General features: G+C 71.3%; 17 protein-coding genes. 12 read left to right on the top strand and 5 right to left on the bottom strand.

What is annotated here, in order from left to right:
* Positions 1-9: 9 nt before the first annotated feature.
* The 4 genes from ACIO3O_RS00665 to ACIO3O_RS00680 all read right to left on the bottom strand — a co-directional run bounded on the left by ACIO3O_RS00665 (position 10) and on the right by ACIO3O_RS00680 (position 2,589).
* Positions 10-705, bottom strand: coding sequence for a response regulator (locus tag ACIO3O_RS00665; protein ID WP_401740179.1), 696 nt, complete (start codon positions 703-705; stop codon positions 10-12).
* 89 nt (positions 706-794) lie between these two features.
* The gene (locus tag ACIO3O_RS00670) at positions 795-1,253 is read right to left on the bottom strand and encodes a Crp/Fnr family transcriptional regulator (protein ID WP_401740180.1); all 459 of its coding nucleotides are present in this window, start codon (positions 1,251-1,253) and stop codon (positions 795-797) included.
* 112 nt (positions 1,254-1,365) lie between these two features.
* A complete protein-coding gene (locus ACIO3O_RS00675; RefSeq protein ID WP_401740181.1) occupies positions 1,366-1,875 on the bottom strand; it encodes a flavodoxin domain-containing protein in 510 nt (169 codons plus the stop codon).
* 51 nt (positions 1,876-1,926) lie between these two features.
* Positions 1,927-2,589 (bottom strand): hypothetical protein, encoded by a 663-nt coding sequence (locus ACIO3O_RS00680; RefSeq protein WP_401740183.1) that lies wholly within the window; start codon positions 2,587-2,589, stop codon positions 1,927-1,929.
* Positions 2,590-2,925: 336 nt separating this feature from the next.
* Here ACIO3O_RS00680 and ACIO3O_RS00685 point away from each other — a divergent pair, with 336 nt between their 5' ends.
* From ACIO3O_RS00685 to ACIO3O_RS00725, 9 genes are all read left to right on the top strand, one after another.
* Complete coding sequence (locus ACIO3O_RS00685; RefSeq protein WP_401740185.1) at positions 2,926-3,291, top strand: DUF1003 domain-containing protein; 366 nt, start codon at positions 2,926-2,928, stop codon at positions 3,289-3,291.
* Positions 3,292-4,029: 738 nt separating this feature from the next.
* A complete protein-coding gene (locus ACIO3O_RS00690; RefSeq protein WP_401740187.1) occupies positions 4,030-6,804 on the top strand; it encodes an aldehyde dehydrogenase family protein in 2,775 nt (924 codons plus the stop codon).
* Positions 6,801-8,498, top strand: coding sequence for a thiamine pyrophosphate-binding protein (locus tag ACIO3O_RS00695; protein WP_401740188.1), 1,698 nt, complete (start codon positions 6,801-6,803; stop codon positions 8,496-8,498). The genes ACIO3O_RS00690 and ACIO3O_RS00695 overlap by 4 nt, the downstream gene beginning before the upstream one ends.
* Positions 8,495-9,751: a beta-ketoacyl-ACP synthase II gene (gene fabF, locus ACIO3O_RS00700; RefSeq protein ID WP_401740189.1), complete on the top strand. Its 1,257-nt coding sequence runs from the start codon at positions 8,495-8,497 to the stop codon at positions 9,749-9,751. Before ACIO3O_RS00695 ends, fabF begins: the two co-directional genes overlap by 4 nt.
* 10 nt (positions 9,752-9,761) lie before the next feature.
* Complete coding sequence (locus tag ACIO3O_RS00705; RefSeq protein WP_401740191.1) at positions 9,762-11,720, top strand: condensation domain-containing protein; 1,959 nt, start codon at positions 9,762-9,764, stop codon at positions 11,718-11,720.
* A complete protein-coding gene (locus tag ACIO3O_RS00710; RefSeq protein WP_401740192.1) occupies positions 11,717-12,964 on the top strand; it encodes an aminotransferase class I/II-fold pyridoxal phosphate-dependent enzyme in 1,248 nt (415 codons plus the stop codon). Before ACIO3O_RS00705 ends, ACIO3O_RS00710 begins: the two co-directional genes overlap by 4 nt.
* A gap of 98 nt (positions 12,965-13,062) precedes the next feature.
* Positions 13,063-13,308, top strand: coding sequence for an acyl carrier protein (locus ACIO3O_RS00715; protein ID WP_401740194.1), 246 nt, complete (start codon positions 13,063-13,065; stop codon positions 13,306-13,308).
* Positions 13,305-14,066: an SDR family NAD(P)-dependent oxidoreductase gene (locus tag ACIO3O_RS00720; protein WP_401740195.1), complete on the top strand. Its 762-nt coding sequence runs from the start codon at positions 13,305-13,307 to the stop codon at positions 14,064-14,066. Before ACIO3O_RS00715 ends, ACIO3O_RS00720 begins: the two co-directional genes overlap by 4 nt.
* Positions 14,067-14,148: 82 nt before the next feature.
* On the top strand, positions 14,149-15,414 hold the full coding sequence (locus tag ACIO3O_RS00725) for an MFS transporter (RefSeq protein WP_401740197.1): 1,266 nt from the start codon (positions 14,149-14,151) through the stop codon (positions 15,412-15,414).
* A gap of 40 nt (positions 15,415-15,454) precedes the next feature.
* Here ACIO3O_RS00725 and ACIO3O_RS00730 read toward each other — a convergent pair whose 3' ends face one another.
* Positions 15,455-15,862, bottom strand: a complete 408-nt coding sequence (locus ACIO3O_RS00730; protein ID WP_401740198.1) for a peptidase inhibitor family I36 protein — start codon at positions 15,860-15,862, stop codon at positions 15,455-15,457.
* A 350-nt stretch (positions 15,863-16,212) separates the two neighbouring features.
* Here ACIO3O_RS00730 and ACIO3O_RS00735 point away from each other — a divergent pair, with 350 nt between their 5' ends.
* The 3 genes from ACIO3O_RS00735 to ACIO3O_RS00745 all read left to right on the top strand — a co-directional run bounded on the left by ACIO3O_RS00735 (position 16,213) and on the right by ACIO3O_RS00745 (position 22,268).
* The gene (locus tag ACIO3O_RS00735) at positions 16,213-20,271 is read left to right on the top strand and encodes a hypothetical protein (RefSeq protein ID WP_401740199.1); all 4,059 of its coding nucleotides are present in this window, start codon (positions 16,213-16,215) and stop codon (positions 20,269-20,271) included.
* A 129-nt stretch (positions 20,272-20,400) separates the two neighbouring features.
* Complete coding sequence (locus tag ACIO3O_RS00740) at positions 20,401-20,685, top strand: ribosomal protein L7/L12 (protein WP_401740200.1); 285 nt, start codon at positions 20,401-20,403, stop codon at positions 20,683-20,685.
* Between the two features lie 275 nt (positions 20,686-20,960).
* Complete coding sequence (locus ACIO3O_RS00745) at positions 20,961-22,268, top strand: hypothetical protein (protein ID WP_401740201.1); 1,308 nt, start codon at positions 20,961-20,963, stop codon at positions 22,266-22,268.
* Positions 22,269-22,321: the final 53 nt, after the last annotated feature.

Here is a 22,321-nt window from a genome sequence, read left to right on the forward strand (position 1 = left end):
CTGTCCGGATCAGCCGTCCTGACGAGGCGGCTGATCCCAGCGCACCGCCAGGACGGCCGCCTGGACCCGGCGCTCGACACCGAGCTTCGCGAGGAGCCGGGAGATGTGGTTCTTGACGGTCTTCTCCGAGAGGAAGAGCCGCTTGCCGATCTGCCGATTGGTGAGGCCCTCACCGACGAGATCCAGGATCTCGTGCTCCCGGACGCTCAGTACGTCCACCTGCCCGTCCGGCAGTACGGGGTGCGCGTCGGGCCCACCGCGCAGCGTGCTCATCAGCCGGGCGGTGGTGGCGGGATCGAGCATCGACTGCCCGGAGGCGACCGTGCGTACGGCGGTGATCAGGTCGGAGCCCTTGATCTGCTTGAGCACGTACCCGGACGCCCCGGCCATGATCGCGTCCAGCAGGGCGTCGTCGTCATCGAACGAGGTGAGCATCAGGCAGGCCAACTCCGGCATCCGGCCGCGCAGTTCGCGGCAGACGGTGATGCCGTCGCTGTCGGGAAGCCGGACGTCGAGAATGGCCACGTGCGGGCGCAGAGCGGGAGCCCTGACGAGGGCCTGCGCGCTGGTGCCTGCCTCGCCGACCACCGTGATGTCCGGCTCCGAGTCGAGCAGGTCGTGCACTCCACGCCGTACGACCTCGTGATCGTCGAGGAGGAAGACCCGGATCGGCGACTCCGGTGAGAACACGCGTCCCTGGCTCACATCGCCCTCCGGGCGTCGGTTGTCCCATGGGTCGTACCGGGGCCGCGGAACCGGCGGTCGGCGTCGGGCAGCCCTTTGATCAGGCAGTGCTAGCGCGGCAGGCCGCTGCCCGCGGGCCCGTAGAGATCCAGCAGCCGGATCCGTGCCGCGTGGAGGCGGTGGGCGAGGACCTGTGCGACCCACAGTCCCACAGCGGCTCCCAGTTCCGGGTCTCCGTGGCACAACTCCCGTACGGCGACGGCGTCGAACTCGGCCGCGGCCACCGGGCGCAGGGCCGTGGCCCCGAGCTGCCACGCGTGCGGTTCGAACAGCCAGGACCAGCCGACGAGTTGCCCCGGGCCGAGCGTCTCGATCACGGCCGCGCGGCGGCCGGGGACGTGCATGTCCAGCGCCACCGACCCCTGACGTACGACCCAGAACCGGTCGGCGCGCTGCCCCTCGTTGAACAGTCGGGTACCGGCCGGAATGGACACTTCGTGGGCGAGCGCCAACAGCCGGGGCCGGTGCTCCTCGGGAAGGCCGCTCAGGATGTTCGTCAGGACAGACATGGCGCGTGCTTCCCTTCCGCAGGGCAGTGGACCTGATCCGGCGGTGACGTGATCAACCCGGGCCTGTACGAGAGGGCTTCGCCGTCCGGCGGAGTCGGCATGCCGGTGACTGTCATCGCTGCGGCACTTCGGCGCCGAGCTTCAGCGCCATGTCGGCCGCCCATGCGGAGATCGCCCCGAAGTCCCGGAAGTCCCCGCCGCGGCCCGATGCGACGATCATGCGTGCCATGCGGCCCTGAGCGCCCTGCTCCAACCGCCCGCCGAACGTCGCGTGCTCACGGGCATCGAGGCGGTCCATCACCCGGCGGGCTCCCCGCACCGGCGGAATGTTGCGCTCCCCGGCCGACGGATCGAGCGGCCCGCTGCTGAACAGCCACACCGACCGGTGCAGCAGCTCGGCCCGGTGGCGGCGGGCAAAGCGCACCGCGTCGCCGTGCCAGCGCCCCGCGTACAGGGCACCGCCGAGCACCACCAGGTCGTACGAGGTGACATCCTCGACCTCGGCAGCAGAACACACCTCGGCCTCCATGCCACAGCAGCGCAAGGCCTCGCCGACGACCTCGGCTATGCCCGCCGTCGATCCGTTCTTCGTCCCGTACGCCACCAACGCTCGCTGCGTCATGGCAGTACCTCCTTCTTCTCGGTCCGGCTTCTCGGTCCGGTGCGGATCTCCTCAGCGCAACCACGGGCTGTTCCGCACGATCGGCAGCCGCTCCCAGGCACGGCCCAGGCCCCACACCCGCCCGGCGTTGCCCACGGCCAGGGCGATGAGAATCGCGGCGTACAGGAGGTGGTAGTCGACGACGGGGTTCGTGGACATGCTCGGCGCACCGGACGCCACGTGCTGTGCCGGCGGCCACTCGGCCGCCCACATCAGCGCCATCATCACCGTGCCGGCCACGGCCGCGAACCGCAGTGCCACCCCTGCCGTCACCGCTGCGCCGATGGCCAGCAGGCCCAGCATGAACAGCCAGTCCGCCCAGGTCTCGCCCGCCATGCTGTGGAAGGTGGATTGCAAGGGCCCCGCGGCGACCCCGCCGAGGAAGCCCTTGGTCGGCGACCCTCCCTCGGTCCAGGCCCTGCCCGGTCCTGTCGCGTAACCCCACCCGAAGGCCTTGTCGAGGAAGGGCCAGAGGAACACGAACCCGGTCAGGATCCGCAGCCCGGCGAAGACGGTGTCGAACGTCGTGGACCGGGTGGTTTCCAGGGCACCGGCAGATGTCCGCGGGGTCGTTGCACCAGCAGATGTCCGCGTGGTCGTTGTCGGATTCCCCGACCGCGAGGCGAACCGTGGCCCTGCCGCCGTCCGTCCGCTCGCGCTCTCGTGAACTGCCATGACGGACACGCCCTCCCGGGATCGCCACCGCGATTGCGGTGACCCCCTCAGTGTCCGGCGGTCAACGAGTCCGCAGCGTGGGCCGAAGGGCTGTACAGCGGGCCAACCGGCCCTACTTGAAAGGATCATCGGGAGCCGGAAGGGCGCTCGGCACGCATCCGTGGGATCCGTGCGGCCTGTCGGGGCGGCGAACTCCCTGTCTCCCCTAGCGTGGTGGCCCACGCCGCGCTCTTCGTACGGAAGCGGCAGCAGACACTTCGTCGCGCAGCCCGAGGGAGCAGGAACGCCATGAGTGAACGAGGGACCCCGGGGACCCCGGACCGGCACCATCCGGTGGTGGCAGCCCACAGGGCCAAGCGTGCGGGTGATGTGCAACTGCGCGTCGCGGATGCGATCACCAAGTTCGCCGGTTCCATGGTGTTCGTCTACCTTCACGCGGTCGGCTTCCTGGTGTGGATGCTGTTCGTGGAGGCGAACCCGTGGCCCATGCTGACGCTGATCGTCTCCCTGGAGGCGATCTTCCTGTCGACATTCGTCATGATCGGCCAGAACCGGCAGGCTGAGTTCCAGCAGGCGAAGGCCGACCACGACTTCGTCGAGCAGGAACTGGAGCTGAGGACGAACACCGAACTGACCCGGGCCATCCACGCCATGACCACCGAGCTCCACCGGCGGCTGCTGGCCGAGCCCGGCCGGGACTGACCCGAATCTCCCCGGCGGGCCGACTCCACGGTCCGACGCCTTGCGGATACGCAAGCGTCCGCGGCAACGTCAGCAGGACGCTTCGCGGCAAACCTCCAGCCGGTCGGCCCCCGGCCACCCTGCGTTTCTCGGCCTCCGTGTGGCGGTGTGCGGCGGTGTGCGGCGCTCGGCCGGTCTTCGCCGCCCCGGAACGGTTCCCCGAAGCGGACGAGTTCGTGGTCGACGGGCCGCACCGCGGTCTGCGGCGCACGCGGACCGGTTGCGCAGGCTGCGCAAAGTGGGCCTGCCGCTGACCGGTTCGTCGGCGCCGCTGCACCGTGAACGCGCGACGCCCCGTCGGGGCGGCGGTGTCGGGCGCGTGGACGGTCCCGGACCGAAGGCACCGGCAAGATCAAGTGTTGCCGCCAGGGGGAAGGTGATTTTCGGCGGGAATCTTTCCCTGGCATCCGTGTCCCGCTCCCGGCCGAAGATGAATTCCGCCTGTATACGAACAGCGCTCGCGCCGAGAATTCGGCGGCGGGAACTGGCCACGCATCACACCTCTGGCTTCACTGCAAACCCAGCAGTTCCACGCGTACCACGGAGTGCCGGTGCACCACTCGACGCCTTTTCGCGGTCGTGGCATAGTCGCTTTCGTCTTCATCGCCGAGCGGAAATCGGTGAGATTGCGGGACTGCGGTTTCTGCAAACGTGCATGCCCAGGAAGTCGAACGCACCCCTGGCGTTAAGGAGCACGAGTTGCCCATCTCCAGACGCTTGATAGCGCCCGCGGGGCAGATCTGGGAGACGGACGAAATAACGGCCCGCATATTCGGTGTCACCGACATTCTTGCCGGGCGCGGCATCGGACCCGGTTCGCGGGTCATGATGAGCGGGGCCAATTCTCTGGAATGGGTCGTCCGTCTGCTCGCGCTCATCCACCTCGACGCCTCGGTGGTCCTGGCCGACCATCGAGCCACCCCGTCCCAGCGGTCGCAGATCCGGTCCCGGGCACGCGTGGTGCTCGACATCGGCGACGGTACGAGCGACACCGTGATTCCGCATCCGGCGCCGGCCCCAGCGCCAGCCCCAGCCCCAGCCCCAGCCCCAGCCCCGGCCCCGGCCCCAGCATCGGTGGCCGTTCCCGACCTCGCGGCCTGGGCACGGCGTCAGGACGCCGCAATCGCGTGGTCGTCGGGTACGACGGGCGCCCCCAAAGGCATCGTCCGCTCCGGCCGTTCGATCCTGGACAACCTCGCCCTCAGTGCGGACCGCATGGGCTACCGGCCCGACGACGTCTTCCTGCCCGTCCTGCCGTACTCCCACCAGTACGGTCTGTCGCTGGTCCTCTGCTGGTGGCTGGGCGGCGGCACCCTCGTGGTCCACGGGCCGACCACCCGCCTGGACCACGCACTCGCGGTGGGCGTCGACCACGGCCTCTCCCTCGTGGACGCCGCCCCGTCGACCTACTACAGCCTGCTCAACCTGCTCGACCACCGTCCGGCCCTGGCCGACGCGCTGGAGTCGGTACGGGCCTGGTGCGTGGGCGGCGCGCCGCTCGGCCGCACCCTGGCGGCCCGCTTCCACGCCCGCACCGGCCGACACCTGCTCGACGGCTACGGGTCGACCGAGGTCGGCAACATCGCGCTGGCGCCCCCCGCCGATCCGGTCGGGTGCGGCACACCGCTGCCCGGCGTGACCGTCGAGGTCCACGACGACCGGGGCAGGCCGCTTCCCCCCGGCCGAATCGGCGAACTCGTTGTGCGCAGCGAGGGCCTGATGACTGGTCATCTGGGCGAGGACGGTGAAATCGTTCCGGTTTCGGGACCCGTTCACCGCACCGGTGACATCGGTCTGCTCGACGACGCCGGGCGCGTCTTCCCGGTCGGGCGCAAGCGCGCCGTGCACCGGGACGGCCACACGCTGTACCCCGACCACCTCGCCGAACGGGCCGAGTCGGCCGGCGCGCGGACGGCGGTCGTCGCCGTCCCCGACCCGCGCCTGGGCTCCCGGCTGGTGTTCGTGATCGCCGATCCGGACGAGCGCGAGCCCGCGCACTGGAAGCGCCTGCTGCGCCCGGTGCTCGCCCGCTACGAACAGCCCGACCACGTCATCGTGCTTCCCGCGCTGCCTCTCACGAACACGGGAAAGCCCAACCAGGCCGCTCTGGAGAAGATCGCCATGACCTCGCTGTACGCGTCGCACGACACGACCACCGGCCCGGCCGCGCCGGGTTCGACGGCATCCGGCGCGGCCTCGCCCGGCCCGGCCGCGTCCGGCTCGACGGCCGGGGCGGCCGGAGCAGCCGGAGCAGCCGAGTACCGGATCCCCTTCGCCGATCGCGTCGAGGCGCTGCGCGCCGTACGCCGGTTCGTCGCCGACAACGAGGACACGGTGCTGGGGATCCTCACCGAGGTCTCGCCCCACCAGACGGCCGCCGCCGAACTCCGTTCGTTCCTCGCCACCCTCGACGGAGCCGAGGAGGAGATCCTCCGCGTCCGGCCCGGCCACGTGCCGCGGACCGCAGTGTTCGTCCCCTCCAACATCCCGCTCTACTCCTACGCGCTCTATCTGCTCGTGGCGTCCCTCTACAGCGACCGGATCACCTTCCGGCCGTCCACGCAGAACAAAAACCAGATGCAGCGCCTGCACGCCCTGCTGGCACCCGTTCACGGATTACCCATCGAGCTTTTCGAACTCAGCCGACGCAAGTTCGTGACGGGTCCGGTGCGCGAGGCGGACCTCATCGTCTTCACCGGAACATTCGAGAATGCCGAGACCGTCCGCGAAGGACTCGCCGAGGACCAGCTCTTCCTCTACTTCGGCCACGGACTCAACCCCTTCGTCATCGCACCCGACGCCGACATGAAACGCGCGGTTCAGGACCTCACAAAAATCCGGCTCTACAACTCGGGCCAGGACTGCTTGGGTCCCGACGTCGTATTCGCGCCCAAGGGGCGTACCGAAGAATGCGTCGGCCTGCTGTCCGCCGAACTGGCATCGCTGCGTTTCGGGCAGAACGACGACCCTTCCGCGGACTACGGACCGATCCACTACGACTCGGCGCTGGTGAACTGCTCGGACTACCTGGTGCGCCACGCACGTCACATACGGCACGGCGGGCTCATCGACCTGCCGTCCCGCAGGATCGAACCGACCGTGCTGCTGTGGGGATTCGACGACAAGATCCCCCTCGACGAGATGTTCGCCCCGGTGTTCAACGTCGTGGCCTACCCCGGTGCCCGGCTGCTTCGGGAACGGCTGTCGAGCCCCTTCTTCAGCGAACGGGCGCTGGGTGCGATGGTCTACGGGGACGACCCGGAGACCGTGCAGATCCTGTCCCGGCGCCACCACACCTGCGTCAACCACACGCTGCTGGACTCCGAGGACGGCAACCGCCCGTTCGGCGGGTTCGGCATGCGGGCCAACTACCTTTCCTACAACGGCGAACGGCACGCCGAACCCCTGCTCATGTCGCAGGCGGCGGCACAGTACCTGCCGACGGCCGCCCCCAGCACGGTGGGTGGGAAGTGACCCGGGCGAGCAAGCGGTACGCGGGCGCGTGGGACGCGATCGTCGACCTGCTGGTGGCGAACGAGGTGGACGTCCTGTTCGGACTGCCCGCCGACGACCTGGAGTTGCTGCGCGCCGCCGACGCCGCGGGACTGGGCTTCGTACCCTGCCGTGACCAGCGCAACGCGATGTACATGGCGACCGGTTACGCGCTCCAGTCGGGCCGGCTCGGCGTCTGCGCGCTGGGCAAGGGGCCGGCCGTCACGCATGCGGCCACCGGGCTGCTCGAAGCACGGGAGTCCGGTGCGCCCGTCCTCGTGCTCGCCGCCGGCGCACCCGAGCGGCGCCGGGGCAGCGGCGGGTTCCAGGAGCTCGACCAGGTCGCCGTGACCGCTCCTCTCGTACGGTGGGCCCACCGGATCGGCCATCCCGACCGGGTCGTCCCCGCGACGGTGACGGCGCTGACCCGGGCCCTCGGGCCGCCGCCGGGACCCGTGTACCTGGAGATACCCGACGACGTCCGCACGACCGAGGTCCTCTTCACCGGACCACCCCCAACTCGCCCCGAAGCACTGGCACTTGAGCTTGTCACCGTGACGCAAGGAGCGGCGCTGGAGGCGATCCGCGCGGCCCGGCGCCCGGTGGTGCTGGTGGGCGGCGGAATGCGGCACCGCAACGACGACGGTGTGGTCGAGCGCTTCGCGGAGCGCTTCGGCGCGGCGCTGTTCACCACCGCGTCCGGCCGGGGCTCCGTCGACGAGCACCACCGGCTGTTCTGCGGCGTGGCGGGCCTCTACGCCGCGGCCCCCGCTCGTGAACTGTGGTCGTCCTGCGACCTGGTGGTGTCGCTCGCCGGGCGGCTTGAGGAGACGGTCGCCGAGGGCGGATCGCCGTGGCCGCCGGTCCCGGTGGTGCAGGTCAACGTCGACCCGGGCGGGCTGTCGGCCGAGTTCGCCGGCCCGCGCGTGCTCGGCGACGCCCGGCACGCCGTGCTCGGCTGGTCGCGGGCACCGGAGGAGGACCACGGGGCCGGGCACACGGAGGCGGCCGAGTCGTGGGCGAACGCGATCGCCGACGCCCGCAAGGCCATGGCGCTGGAGGTGGAGGCGGAGCTGGCCCGCGCGGCCGCGCTGCCGGACATCCGCATCGCCGAACTGCTCGCCGCGCTCGACGCCACCTCCGAAGGGCCCCGCGTGCTGGTCCAGGAGAACGGGCTGCAGGACATGTGGTCGTACTGCTTCCCCTTCCACGTCGGCGGCGGCTCCGTCGTGCCCTCGGAGCAGACCCCGCTGGGCTTCGGAGCGGCAGCGGCCATCGGGGTGAAACGGGCCGCCCCGGACCATGAGGTCACCGCGTTCGTCGGCGACGGCGCGTTCCTCGCGGCCCGCGCGGACATCGCCCTCACCGCGGCCGACCACGGCGGCGTTCTCTACGTGGTGCTGTGCAACGGCGGCTACGGCTGGCTGGACGCCGAACGCGCCCGCCTCGGCCTCGACGCCGCGAGCTACCCCTTCACCCGCCCGGGTGCGCCACCGCCCGTGGTGGACGGCCCGGACGTCCACTGCCGCGTACTGCACGACAAGGCCGCGCTGACCGACGAGTTGCGTGCCGCGCGAGGGCGCTGCGCGCGGGGCGGCACGGTGGTGCTCATGGTGCCGGTCTCCCCCGACGACGTCCCCCCGCCCGTCCGCGACGCCGAGGTGGTTCCGCAGTGACCGACGCACGAGACCGGGCCCGACGCCGGGTGGTGGTCACCGGGTACGGGGCGGTGACCCCGCTGGGTCACAGCGTCGACGAGACGTGGAAGGCGATGCTGGCCGGGCGCAGCGGCATCGCCGCCGTGGAGGGGATCGACACGACAGGTCTCGACGTACGGATCGGTGGCCAGGTCCGCGGGTTCGATCCCGGCCTCTCCATGCCTCCGCAGGTCAGCCGTCGCGCCGACCCGTACGCACAGTACGCACTCGCCGCGGCCCTGGAGGCCTGTGAGCACGCCGGACTCGTCGTCGACGAGCAGCTGGCACCGCGGGTCGCCGTGATCATCGGCAGCGGCTACGGCCCGGTGGGCTCGATCTACCGCGCCGCGAACACGCTCCGCGACAAGGGCCCGCGGGCCATCAGCCCCTTCGCCCAGGTCACCACCGCCATGGACAGCGCCGCCGGAGAGATCAGCATGCGGCTCGGCGCCCAGGGGCCCAGCCGCGCCCAGAGCACGGCGTGCGCCAGCGGTACGGACGCGGTGGGCGCGGGGATGCGCATGATCAGCCACGGCGAGGCCGACATCGTCGTCGTCGGCGGCGCGGACGCCTGCGTCACCGCCGTCGACCTCGCGGGCAGCGGCAACGCCCGCGCGCTGTCCCGGCGCAACGACGATCCGGCCGCGGCGTGCCGCCCGTTCGACGCGCGGCGCGACGGGTTCGTGATGAGCGAGGGAGCCGCCGTGGTGGTGCTGGAGGCCGCCGAGGTCGCCGAGGGGCGAGGGGCGCCCGCCCTGGCCGAACTCGCGGGCTACGGGGCGAGTTCCGACGCCCATCATTGGACCGCCCCCCATCCCGAGGGACGCGGCGCGTGCCTCGCCGTCGAGGCGGCGCTGCGCGACGCGGGAATCACCGGCGCGGACGTGGACTACGTCAACGCCCACGGCACCGGAACGCAGTTGAACGACGCCACCGAGACGGCCGTCCTGCGCAAGGTGCTGGGCGACCGGGTCACCCGGATCCCCGTCAGCTCCACCAAGTCGATGACCGGCCACATGATCGGTGCCGCCGGAGCGGTCGAACTCGTGGCGTCGATCCAGGCCCTGCGCACGGGCGACGTCCCGCCGACCATCAACTGCGACGAACCGCTCGCCCCCGACATCAACTTCGTGCCGCATCACGCGCAGCACCACGAGCGCCTGCGGGTCGCTCTCAGCAACTCGTTCGGCTTCGGCGGGCACAACGCAGCTCTCGTGGTCCGGACCGTCTGAGGTGCCGGCCGTGAACCGTCTCCCAGCACCGCCCCCGGGCGCCGGCACTCGCAGCGGACCGCTGACTTGGATCCAGCAGTGGCACTGGTTCGAGCACACCATCCCCGCACCCCGGCGGGTCAACCCGACACCGCTGGCCGACCACTGCCACGTACCGCCCCCGGCGACCGTCGCCGACGTCCACGAGGCACTCGCGGCACTCACCGCCCGCCACGAGGCGCTGCGCAGCACGGTCGACGCGCTCCGCCCGGTGCAGCACGTGCACCGCGCGGACTGGGCCCCGCTGCCGGTCGACCACCTCGATGTCCCCGCCGTCGACGCCGCCACGCTGGCGGCCGCCACGGCGGAGCTGGCCGCCCGCCCGATCGACCCGGCGCGCACGCCGCCCTGGCGGGCCAGGGTGCTGCTGGCGGGAGGCAAGCCGCGGGCGGTCCTGATCGCCGCCCACCACCTGCTGATCGACGGCTGGGCGCTGGCGATACTGCTGGGCCAGCTCCACCAACTCCTCAGCGGTGAAGGCCCGTTGGCGGTGACATCCGTGCACCCGCTCGACGTCCTCGCCGATCAGCCCCTGGAACGCGCCCGTGCGGCGGAGCGCGAGTGGCTCCTGCGGCTCGCGGGCAACCCGACCGGCGTACTGGCCCCGTTCGGCGGGGCCCGGGACGGCGGCGGACGCCACCGCCTCCAGCACCGCTCGGCGGACGCCTACGACGACCTCCACCGCGTCGCCCGGCGCCACCGGGTCAGCCCGGAGGTCGTCATGCTCGCGGCGCTGGCCCACTTCATCGCCTCCCGCACCGGCGAACACCGCTTCCTCGCGTCGGTGGTGGTCTCCAACCGGGCCCGGGCCGCGCTGCGCGAGAGCGTCGGCGTCCACGCCCTGACGGTTCCGGTGCAGATCGACCTGCGTCCGGGAGCGGGGTTCGGCGAGGTGGTCGCCTCGGTCGCCGCCGCCTCCGCCGCGGCCTACCGGCACGGCCGGTGGCGTCCCGCGGAACTGGTCGCCGCCCAGGCCCGCATGGACCGCCGCCGCGGCATCGTGACCGTACCGACCATCGAGTACAACTGCTACTCCTGGCCACGGAACTACCTGGTCCCCACACCGGATGCCCCGCCGGACGAGGCCTCCTCCTGGATCCGCAGTACGCCCGACGAGCCCTGCGAGACGCTGTACGTCGACCTCGCTCTCGACGAGGGCGCCGTCACCCTCGACGTCACCGTCGGGGATCACCTGCTCGACGCGGAGCAGGCCCTGGCGCTGCCCGTCCGGCTGTGCGCCTTCCTGCGTGCGCTCGCCGACGGCGCGGACCGCCCGCTCCCGGCACGCCCGTCCGCACCGGCCGCACCGGGCTGGTGGCGCGCCCCGCAGGGATGGGTGTGCCCGGCCGAGGTCGAGAACGTACTGCGCGGCCATCCCGGAGTACGCGACGCGGCCGTGGCACCCAGGGAGGACACTCCGCAGGAGGACATTCCGCAGGAGGACGACGACGAACCGCACCTCGTCGCGCAGGTGCGCACCGCACCCGGTGTCACCCCCAGTGACCTGCACCGCCACGTCCTGGACCACCTCGGCGAAGTGCCCGGTCTCATCGCCCCCGGCCGCTACGTCCTGTCCCCGACGGGCCACAAGTCCACCCGTGCGCCCGACCCGCCCGGCAGCACCCCGGACATCCTCCGGATCCCGTCGCGTCCACCGGCGACGCGTACGGAACGGGTGCTGGCCGCCGCCGTGTCCGCCGTCGGCACGGGCGCCGTCGCCAGCCCCGACGCGGTGGACATGAACCGCTGTCTCGCCGACCACGGGATCACCGTGGTCGCCGTGCCCCGTCTGCTGGCGCTGCTCCACCAGTTCGGATTCACCGGGGTCGCGTCGGACGAGCTGGCCGGAACCGCCTCGCTCGGACACCTCGCCGCCGCCCTGGAACCCCTGCCGCCCCGCGCCCCTCGTTCAGGAGAAGCCACACCATGACCACGTCCCGCACCGCCGCACCGTCCGTGGACCGCCTGGCTCCGTGGGCCTTCGCCGCCTTCGTCGAGGCGAACACCCACGACACGGCGTACCGCCCGCCGGTGGTGGACGGTCCCGTCGGGCCGACCATCGTCCAGGGCGGCCGCGAGCTGGTGAACTTCGCCAGCATCAGCTTCCTCGACCTGGAACGCCACATCCCGGTACGCGAACACTTCGCGGCGGGGGCTCTCGCCCACGGCCTGAGCACCAGTGGGTCCCGGATGACACAGGGGATCTGCCGCCCGCACCAACTACTGGAGGAGACGGTCGCCCGCCACACCGGCAAGGAGCGGGCCATCAGCTTCGCCACCGGGCTCCTGGCGAACATCGGGTTCGTCCACGCCATGAGCAGTGCCGCGCACTTCGACGCCGGGATCGAGGTGCGCAACCGCGACACCGTCTTCGTCGTCGACCGCGACGTCCACTGGAGCATCTGGAAGGGCCTGGAGGGACTCCGTTACGGGCGCAACGTCCACGCGTTCCGGCACAACGACGTCGCCCACCTGACACGCGTCCTGGACCGGGTGCCGCCGGGCAAGACCGTGGTGATCGCCGAGAGCATCTACTCGGCCGACGGCACCATGGGGCCGATCGCGGACATCCTCGACGCGTGCGACCGGCACGGCGCCGTCAGCATGATCGACGACGCGAACGGCTTCATGGTCTACGGGCCCGAGCACCGCCCGTACGCCCGGGAGGCGGCCGCGATCCGGGAGCGGGCGGACTTCGTCATGGTGTCCCTGTCCAAGGCGATCGGCCTGGAGGGCGGAGTGATCGCCGGACCCGCGTCGGCCGTCGACGCCTTCGAACTGCTCTCCGGCACCTCGATGTTCACGGCCGCCATCCAGCCGCCCACCGCCCACGCCGCCACGCGCACCATCGACGCCCTCGCGGACGATCCGCGGATCGTCGACGACTACCTGGCGCACGCCTCACGCCTCCGCCATCAGATGCACGAGGCGGGCACCCCGACGACGCCGACCGACTCGTACATGCTCTCGGTGCCGATCGGGAGCGACGCGGCGGCGCTCCAGATGCGGGAGTGGTTCGTCGAGGACGGCTACCTCGTGCCCGTCTTCTCCTACCCGGCGGTCTCGCGCAACCAGGCGCTCCTGCGCCTGTTCCCGCACGCGGGCCACACCGAGGAGCAGATGGACGGCTTCCTGCGCACCCTCCTCACCTACCGACGGCGCCTCGGGGTCTGACGTCCCCGCCCGGAGCAAGCCGTACCGACCGAAACCCGGAGCAAGCCGTACCGACCGAAACCCGGAGCAGGCCCTACCGACCGCAGAAGGAGAAACCCGTGACGGACACCACCGACGTCCTCAACGCCATCGCCAAGATCGTCGAGGAGGTCACCGGCATCCCCGCCGCCGAGGTGACCGGCGAGAAGGCGTTCACCGACGACCTCGACATCGACTCCCTGTCGATGGTGGAGATCACCGTGGTGATCGAGGACCGGTTCGACGTGAAGATCCCCGACGGCCACCTCTCCGAGCTGAGAACCGTCGACGCCGTGGTGCGCCACATCGCCGACCACCGGTCATGAGCGTCCTCGACCGCTTCCGCCTCGACGGCCGCGTCGCCGTGGTCACCGGAGCCTCGTCCGGGCTGGGCGTCGCCTTCGCCACCGCGCTGGCCGAGGCCGGTGCCGACGTCGTGCTCGGCGCACGTCGCGCCGAGCGGCTGGAGGCCGTGTGCACGGCCGTCGAGAAGCTCGGCCGCCGGGTCGTCTCCGTACGTACCGACGTGGCCAGGCCACAGGACTGCCGGGCGCTGGTCGACGCGGCCGTGGACGCCTTCGGGCGGGTGGACATCCTCGTCAACAACGCCGGGGTCAGCGGTGACCGGCCCGCGACGGAGGAGACGCCGGAGCAGTTCCGCGAGGTCGTCGACATCAACCTCAACGGCTCCTACTGGATGGCCCAGGCCGCGGGCGCGGTGATGCCGCCCGGCAGTTCCATCGTCAACGTGTCGAGCATCCTCGCGCTGGTCACGGGCGGTCTGCCGCAGGCCGCCTACTCGGCGTCGAAGGCCGGGCTCCTCGGGCTCACCCGCGACCTGGCCCAGCAGTGGACCCCCGACCGGGGCATCCGGGTGAACGCCCTGGCACCGGGCCTCTTCGACACCGCGATGACCGACGGGTATGCCGACGGCTACCTGGAGGCGATGCTGCCGCGCGTGCTGTCGGGCCGCGTCGGACGGCCCGAGGAACTCGCCGCCACCCTCGTCTTCCTCGTCTCCGACGCGGCGTCCTACATCACCGGCACCACCCTGGTGGTCGACGGCGGCACGCACATCGCCTGACGGCACAACGCCGGTCCCGACAACTGCTGGTGGAGGCAAGGACGTTGATGGTCAGCGAGCAGCGCGGCACGGGGAGATCGCGATGACGACGGAGCCGAAGGACCGGCCCCTGCCGCGCGAACCGCTCGGCGAACCGCAGCTGCGCCGCCTGGTGGTCGGCCAGGGTCTGGCGGCCGTGGTCGACGCGCTGTTCCTGGTCTGGCTCACCCTGTTCGTGCTCGAACTGTCGGAGCCCGGGATCGCCACGGGCTTCGTCCTGGTCGCCGTGGCGCTGCCGCGCACCGCGCTCCTGCTTCCCGCCGGGGTACTCGTCGACCGCGTCGGCGCGGCCCGCGTCGTGGTCGGCGCGTCCTGGCTGCGGGTCGCCGTCCTGCTGGCCCTCGGCGCCCTGGTCACCTTCGCCTCGCCGTCGGTGACCTCGGTCGCGCTGCTCGCCGCGCTGCTCGGCGTCGCCGACGCCGCGTACTTCCCTGCGGCGCTGGCGCTGCTGCCCGCCGTCGTACCGGCCGGGAAGCTGTCCCGGGTCAACGCGCTGGTGCAGGGTGCGGAGTCGGGGGGCGATCTGGTCGGCCCGGCGGTGGCTGCCGGAGTCGTCGCCGCGATCGGCTTCGAAGCGACACTCGGCGGGATCGCGGTGCTGGCCGCGTTGGCCGCGCTCGCCCTCACGGCCCTCCACCGGGCGATACGGAACGGAGGGGACTGCGAGGGCCCCCGGGACGACGCCGGCCCGGACGCCGTCGACGGGGAGCAGCTCAGCAGCGCACGCGCTCTCGGCGCAGGTCTGGCCTACGCCTGGCGTGAACCGCTGGTGCGCGGGATGCTGGCCGCCGTCGCCCTGATCAACATCGCGGTCGTGGGCCCCGTGATCGTGGGCGGCGCAGTGCTCGCCGATCAACGCCTCGGCGGTGCGGGCGCGTTGGGCATCGTACTGTCCGGATTCGGCGCGGGCGCGCTGGCCGGTTCGCTGCTCGCCGGGTGGCGGCCGCCCACCCGGCGCGGGTGGACCGTGGTCGGCGGGGTCGCGGCGATCGGCGCGGGCGTGGCGGGACTGGCCGCCGCCCCTCATGTCGTCGCCGCGACGGCCGTCGTCTCCCTCGTCGGCCTGGGGTCCGCGTTCCTCGGCGTGGTCATCGTGGCCACGTTGCAGGAACGCGTGCCCGAGCGGCTGCGTGGCCGGGTGCTGAGCCTCGTCGTGCTGGCCACAGTGGCGTTCGACCCGTTCTCGTACACGATCGCCGGCGTCCTGCTCCCGTACGGCACGACGACGCTGTTCGTGGTCTGCGGGAGCGCCGTACTGGCGTGCGCCGCCCTGGTCGCCGCGAGCCCGGCGATCCGCTCGCTGCGCTGACCGGGGCCGACCGGGCGGGCTGACGGCGGGGCCGCTCGCCTCACGGGCAGTAGAACTGGACCGTGGTCAGCTTGTCGTTGGCGTACGCGCCGGCCCAGTCGCCCCTGGCGCCGTACTGGTTGCTGGGGGTGAAGTCCAGGTCGGAGTAGTGGGCGGGGTCGTCGATGAACTTGACCTGGCAGGTGGAGTTGTTCAGCCAGGACGACACCTGGTTGTTGGCCAGGTCCCCGTTCAGGAAGTGGACGCTGTAGAGGTTGACGTTGCCGGAGGCGGGGGTGATGACCGCCTTGGAGCCCGTGCCGCCGCCGTGCTGGTAGAGGCAGAGTGCCCAGCCGGGGCAGTCGGCGTACGGCGGGTTGGCCGCGGTGGCGGGGGCCGCCGGGAGGAGCAGCGCCGCACCGGCGAGGACGCCCGCGGCGAGAATCGTCCTGATGGATCTCGTCTTCATGGGAAACCACCTTCTGGGCCGCAGCGGCCCGGTCCCGACCGCCCGGAACGACGCTCCGCGATCTTCACGAAAGGCCCTCATCATAGAGTGCGGGTGAGGGCGACGGACCGTCAGTTATGCGCCACGGCACAGGGGTTGGGCATACATTCCAAGATCCACTTTGTAGTCTCTCGCTGTTGTGCCACCGCATCCGGTGGACGGGAGGCCGCATCCCGCGCCCCCCGCAGACGCCCGCGAACTCCCGCGGACAAGAGAAGAGGACCGCCGTGTCCCTGCACTCCCTTCACACACCGGGCCGCAGCGCCCTCCGGCACAGACCCAGACCCAGAGCCTGGCGTCGGCACACCCTCGTGCAGGCGCTCTGCACCGCACTGCTCGCCTCCCTCGTCACCCTGCTCGCCCCCGCGTCGGCACAGGCCGTCGAGGACGTCACCGAGGCGTCCATCACCTTCAACACCCAGGGCGGCACCCGCTGGGACACCGTCAGGTCGTCCCTGCTCAAGGCCGCCGACGTGATCGCCCTCCAGGAGGCCGTGAAGCCGCCGAGCGACTTCCGGGACGAGCAGGTGCTCCTGGACAACCTCGCCGACACCACCCAGACCCCGTCCGGGCTCCCCAGCCTCAAGTACCGGGTCAGCGCGGCGCGTTGGGGCAAGCCGGGGACTCGTGAGGCCCCCGGCGTCCTGATCTATCTGAAGATCCTGGACAAGGCGGCCTGGGGCCAGGGCACCGGCGCCGACGACGACCCCGACACCGGTACCGAGGGCAACACCCAGAAGTCCATGGCGATCTGGCTGAAGAACGCCCCCGACGACCTCAGCACCCTCGCCCCCCGCATCCGGGTGTTCCCGGCCCAGGCCACCGGCAACAAGTGGATCAGGACCCGCCCCGCCTTCGGCGTGCAGGTGGGTGCCACCTGGTACTTCAACATCCACGCCGCGTCGATCCGCTCCGGGGACACGCCCAACCCGCACACCGTCGCCCTGATCAACACGATCTCCCAGACCATGACCGGGCAGCGCTGGCGGGCCCTGGGCGACTTCAACAGCTCGGCCGCCCCCACCCGCGGCCGGTTCGCGAACACCTTCTACGCCACGCAGAACGGCCGGCCCGACGGCGTCCCCGCCACCACCCAGCTCTCCGGGTACGCACTGGACTACCTGATCGCCAGTGACCAGCTGGAGAACCTCGCCGTGTCGCTCAACGGCCGCAACGGCACCTCCGACCACTGGCCGGTACGGTTCGCCCCGGCGAACGCGCCGACGTGCGGCAGCAGTTGGGGCAGCCGCACCGTCTACAACCCGACGGCGAACGCCCGTGCCGTGCGCGCGGCCGCCGACGACTCCTGCGGTCCGCCGCCCGCCGTGGTCTCCATGGGCGACAGCTACATCTCCGGCGAGGGCGGCCGGTGGGCGGGCAACGCGGCGGCCTCGGCGGCCGGTTCCGCCTGGGGCACCGACCGCGCTGCGGTGAACTGCAACGCCGACGAGAGCACCTGCGACCACGACGTGTCCCGGATCTACGGCGACACCGGCTACGACCGGGGCGCCGACGCCTGCGACAGGTCGGACTCCGCCGAGATCAGGGGCCTGGAACTCGACGGCGTACCCCTGGAGCGGCGCTTCAACATCGCCTGCTCCGGGGCCACCACCGAGAACGTCACCACGACCGGGTTCAAGGGGCAGCGGCCCCAGGTCGACGACCTCCGCGCCCTCGCGCAGAGCAACGACGTACGCATGGTGGTGCTCTCCGTCGGCGGCAACGACCTGAAGTTCGCCGACATCCTCCAGGACTGCGTCAAGGCGTACTTCTACCCCTCGCTGTTCAACAAGGGCTGCCGGGGCGCCAAGGAGAAGGAGTTCGCCGAGAGCCTCGACCCGGTGCGGGCCAAGGTCGTACGGACCGTCGAGGCGATCCGTACCGTGCTGCGTGAGGCGGGGCAGGACGACGGCACGTACCAGATCGTGCTCCAGTCCTACGCCAACCCCCTTCCCCTGGGCCGCAATTACCGCGACCCGGAGAACGCCCCCGTGCCGCCCGCCAACTACGCCCGCTACCTGGGCGGCGGCTGCCCCTTCCTGGACCTCGACAGCGACTGGGCGCACACCTCCGTGGTGCCCCGGATCAGCGCCATGCTGCGCGGCGCGGCCAACGAGGCGTCCGTCTCCTTCCTGGACCTCCAGAGCGCGTTCGCCGGGCACGAACTGTGCAGCACGACGACGCGGCAGGCCGGACCGGACCACCGGCTGACGGCCCCGCTGGGCGCCGAGCACGCCGAGTGGGTGCGCTGGGTCCCGTACCTCTTCGACGGGATGAAGGACCTGCCGTGGCAGGCCCAGGGCAACCAGCAGGAGGCGATCCATCCCAACCGGTACGGTCAGCAGGCCCTCGCCGCCTGCCTGACGAAGATCGCCGCGCAGCTCGGCGAGCAGCCGGTGGCCTCCTCCTGCGTGGGCAGGCCGTCCGCCCCGCCCGGCGACGTGGACGGCTCGGTCGGCGAACCGGGCCAGGACCTCGGCCGGGGCAACCGGCGCGGTCCGGTGGCCGGACTGCCCGACTGGAGCCGGGCCGGTTACCGGGGCGGCGAGCTGCTGCCCGCGGCCGCCGCCCGCAACCCGGACTCCGCCTGCCACTTCGGCCCGTCCGCGCTGGAGTCGCGGTTCCAGGTGAAGGCCGACGACGGGCAGGACGACACGGCGGGCCTCCAGAAGGCCGTCGACACGATCCGCGACGACTGCACCCCGCACGCGGGCCCCGGCCGGCTGTCGGTGATCGAGTTGCCGAGGGGCGTGCTCAACGTCAGCAAGCAGCTGTCCGTGGACGCCTCCTACCTTCTCGTACGAGGCCAGGGCGCCGACCCCGCGAACGGCTCGCGGATCGTCTTCCGCCCGGACGAGAACACGCGCTACGACGTCCTCACCGCGAAGGGCGAGCGCTGGGACCAGACCGCCATGGAGCACAAGTGCGAGTTCACCACCGGCAACAACGTCGGCACCGGCGGCTGGATCTGGCCGGGCCGCGGCCTGTTCCGGGTGCAGACCAGGGAGGCCGCCGAGAAGTACGCCCGCATCTGCGGCTTCCCGTCGAAGATCCCGGAGAACCGGCGTGACCTCTTCGAGGGCTCGATCAACCAGCACTGGGAGTCGGGCGTGGCCGTCGCCGGAGCCCCCGGAGACGCCAACTACGCGGCCCGCCAGGGCGGCCGGATCGTCCAGCTGAACGCCAAGGCGAAGATGGACGCCTTCAAGCCGGGCGGCGACCTGTGGGTGGGCGCGGCCAACAGCCTGAAGTTCTACCAGGCGCAGGAAGTCGCGGGCGCCACGGCGGACGACGGGCGCCTGGAGAACCTCCACATGCGCCAGCAGGTGTTCACGATCACCGCCGTGGACGCGGGCAAGCACACCGTCACCCTCGACAAGCCGCTGGAGTACGACGTCCCCGTGGACTCCACCTCCGACGGCTCGCCGCCGCTGGGGGTCGGCGGCAAGCCGTACGTCAGCAAGGTCACCGCACTGAAGATGATCACCGACGTGGGCTTCGAGGACTTCTCCTTCACCGAGGACCTGAACGGCCTGCCCAAGCTGCGCGGCGGCACCTACCAGCTCAACCCCGCCCAGGCCGTGCACAACTACGGCAACATGGCCCCCGAGTACGCGATGCACGGCATCGTCTTCAAGTGGGCCCGCGACTCCTGGGTGCGGGGCGTGCGCGCCGACATGGTCGGCTCGCACCCCGTCGTCACCGAGGTGGCCCGGAACATCCAGATCGAGCGCAACACCTTCGACGGCTCCTGGAACAAGGGCAAGGGAGGCAACGGCTACCTGCGCGGATCGCGCGTCTGGGACTCCCTGTACGCCTCCAACACCAGCCGCAACCTGCGCCACTTCACCTTCCAGTGGTCGGCGTCCGGCAACGTCGCGATCGGCAACGACTTCGACTCCGACCTCAACCTGCACGGCGGCTGGGAGCGCCGCAACCTGTTCGAGAACAACACGGTCCGCGTGCCGTACAACCACTCCTCCGGCGAGTGCGACACCAACTGCGGCGGCGAGGGCGGAGCGGGCGACGAGGGCACCTGGTGGCCCATCTACTGGGCGGCCGGCAGCAAGGGCGTCGGCTGGTCGGGTTCCACCGGCCCGCAGAACGTCTTCTTCCACAACACGCTCGCCAAGCAGCTCACCCCGTCGGGCCCTTACGAGCCCTACCGCCCCTACGGCGACACCTCCCGGCTGTACCAGTTCGGCTCGGCCGCAGGTGACGCGAGCGCCTTCCAGCACCTGAGGAGCGCGGGCGGCCCGATCCAGGACTGGGGGGCCAACGAGGGCAGGGACTACACCCGTGGAGACGGCGTCAACGCCTCCCGTACGGACTCCAGTCCCTCGCTCTTCCTGCGCGACTACCGCTCCTGACGCGGGGCGGCGGTCCGGCGCACTTCGGCGGTCCGGGGCATTCGGCGCCCCGGGCCGTCGGCCGGGCGGGCGAGGCGTTCCGTTCCGGCCGCCCTCGGGGTGTCTGTCGCCCCGTCATAGGGTTCGGGCATGGAATCCGTACTGCTGTCCGCCGTCCTTGTGCTCGTCACCCTGCTCTTCGCCTTCTCCCCGTCGGGGAAGGTCAACAACGTCGAGCGGCGGCTCGCCCGGCTGGAGCGGAAGGTGGACCTGCTGCTCGACCACCTCGGCGTGGCGGAGCCGGAACTCCCCGGCATGGAGCGGGTGCACGAACTGATCCGCCAGGGCAAGAAGATCGAAGCCATCAAGGTGTACCGGGAACTCACCGGCGAAGGGCTCAAGGAGGCCAAGGACACCGTGGACCGGATGAGCTGACGCAAGCCGCACGGAAGGTACCGGTCCACGCCGGACCGGTGCGGCCCCGCCGTCCGCTCTCCCCCGCAGACCTCGCCGGTGGCGGCGATCGCCGCGATGCCGCAGCGCGGAGTGACGGATGAGCCGTCGGTGTCAGTGGTGCGGAATAGGATCACCGCACAGACGCACAGCTGGGCAATTCTCTGACAAATGTTCGAACTAGTCGGCCGGTGGCCGAGGGGTGGTGCAGGAGAGTGGCGGGGATCAGTCGACGGGGACTGCTGCGCGGGGGCGTAGTGGCCGGGGTTTCCACCGTCGTGGGCGGTGTGGTGTCGGCGGGGCCGGCCGCAGCCGCGGGCGTCAATCCGTCCGTTGCGGGCGAGGCGGCTCATGTACGTACGCTGCGCAAGGCGTTGGACGACGCGGCGGCAGGCGTGGTGGGCCCGCACGGGGTCGACGACAAGGGCCGGATCATCGTGAAGGCCGGATATGCGGGCGTCCCCACCTACACGCTGCTCAACACCCTGGTGATCGGCGGCAACACCGTCCTGGACGCGACCGGCGCGAGGTTCGTGGCCAAGTTCGGCACCGTCATGCGGAAGTACACGCTGGACCGGAAGAACCAGCACTCGCCCACTCCCGAGTACGTGACGGACAGCCAGGGGGCGTTCAGTGCTCCGGCCGTGTCCGGCGCCAAGGCCTCCACCATGTTGATCAATCACGTTCCCAGCGCCACCACGAAGGGGTACGCGGCACCGGGCAACATCATGGTCAAGGGCGGCGAGTGGGACCCCGTCTCCGCCTGGGTGTGGGAGGATTCCGGGCCCGCACGGGCCCGCGCCGACAAGGCTCCGCCGATGAACGTCCTGACCTTCACCCACACCCATGACGTCGAGGTCCGGGGGGTGACGGTCTACAACGTCAAGTGGTGGCACGGCATCGAACTCAACGCCGTGCAGCGGGCCGTGGTCCAGGAGTGTTCCTTCCTGGGCTGGATCGAGAACCCGACCTGGGGCCTGTGGCAGGGCGAGGCCATCCAGCTCGATCTGCCCCTCGCCAACAACACCTGGGCCGGAGCGAGCGACGGCACTCCGACCGTGGGGGTGGACATCCTGAACAACTACGCGGGTGCATCCGGTTCCCAGCCTTCCTGGGCCAAGCTCGTCGGTTCGCACACCGGCGGCGAGAAGGTCGGCCAGGTCCACGCACGCGTACGGATCGTGGGCAACACGGTCGACAACGCCAAGTGGGATGCCATCGGCGCGATGAACACCACCGAGATCACCATCCAGAACAACACCATCAACAACAGCGTCGGTGGGGTCTACGTCAGTTCCATGTCGGCCAAAACGCTCGCCCAGCCCCCGGTCCACGTCGGGCCGAACCCCATCTCGAAGGTCAGGATCCTCGACAACCGGGTGACCGTGAAGGCAGGAGCTTCGGGCGCCTCGCGCAACGCGGTCCGCGTGAGCGCGGAAGCGCCCGCGGGCGGCTATGTCTCTCCCGTGAGCGATGTCGAGGTCACCGGCAACACCGTCAGCGGCGGAGGGTTCTTCTACACCGCGAACGTGACGTTCCTGCCCGGAACCACGCCGCAGACCTGATCCTCGGGCGCGCCGGAGCACCGGATCGCGCCCCGCCTCCGGGGCCGGGTGCC

It is taken from the genome of Streptomyces sp. NPDC087440 (assembly GCF_044744005.1).
Lineage (GTDB): Bacteria > Actinomycetota > Actinomycetes > Streptomycetales > Streptomycetaceae > Streptomyces.

Excerpts from the sequence above, each read along its gene's own strand:
- ACIO3O_RS00730 (WP_401740198.1), bottom strand. The coding sequence starts at position 15,862 with ATGAAGACGAGATCCATCAGGACGATTCTCGCCGCGGGCGTCCTCGCC.
- ACIO3O_RS00740 (WP_401740200.1), top strand. The coding sequence starts at position 20,401 with ATGGAATCCGTACTGCTGTCCGCCGTCCTTGTGCTCGTCACCCTGCTC.
- ACIO3O_RS00710 (WP_401740192.1), top strand. The coding sequence starts at position 11,717 with ATGACCACGTCCCGCACCGCCGCACCGTCCGTGGACCGCCTGGCTCCG.
- ACIO3O_RS00670 (WP_401740180.1), bottom strand. The coding sequence starts at position 1,253 with ATGTCTGTCCTGACGAACATCCTGAGCGGCCTTCCCGAGGAGCACCGG.
- ACIO3O_RS00680 (WP_401740183.1), bottom strand. The coding sequence starts at position 2,589 with ATGGCAGTTCACGAGAGCGCGAGCGGACGGACGGCGGCAGGGCCACGG.
- ACIO3O_RS00675 (WP_401740181.1), bottom strand. The coding sequence starts at position 1,875 with ATGACGCAGCGAGCGTTGGTGGCGTACGGGACGAAGAACGGATCGACG.
- ACIO3O_RS00725 (WP_401740197.1), top strand. The coding sequence starts at position 14,149 with ATGACGACGGAGCCGAAGGACCGGCCCCTGCCGCGCGAACCGCTCGGC.
- ACIO3O_RS00720 (WP_401740195.1), top strand. The coding sequence starts at position 13,305 with ATGAGCGTCCTCGACCGCTTCCGCCTCGACGGCCGCGTCGCCGTGGTC.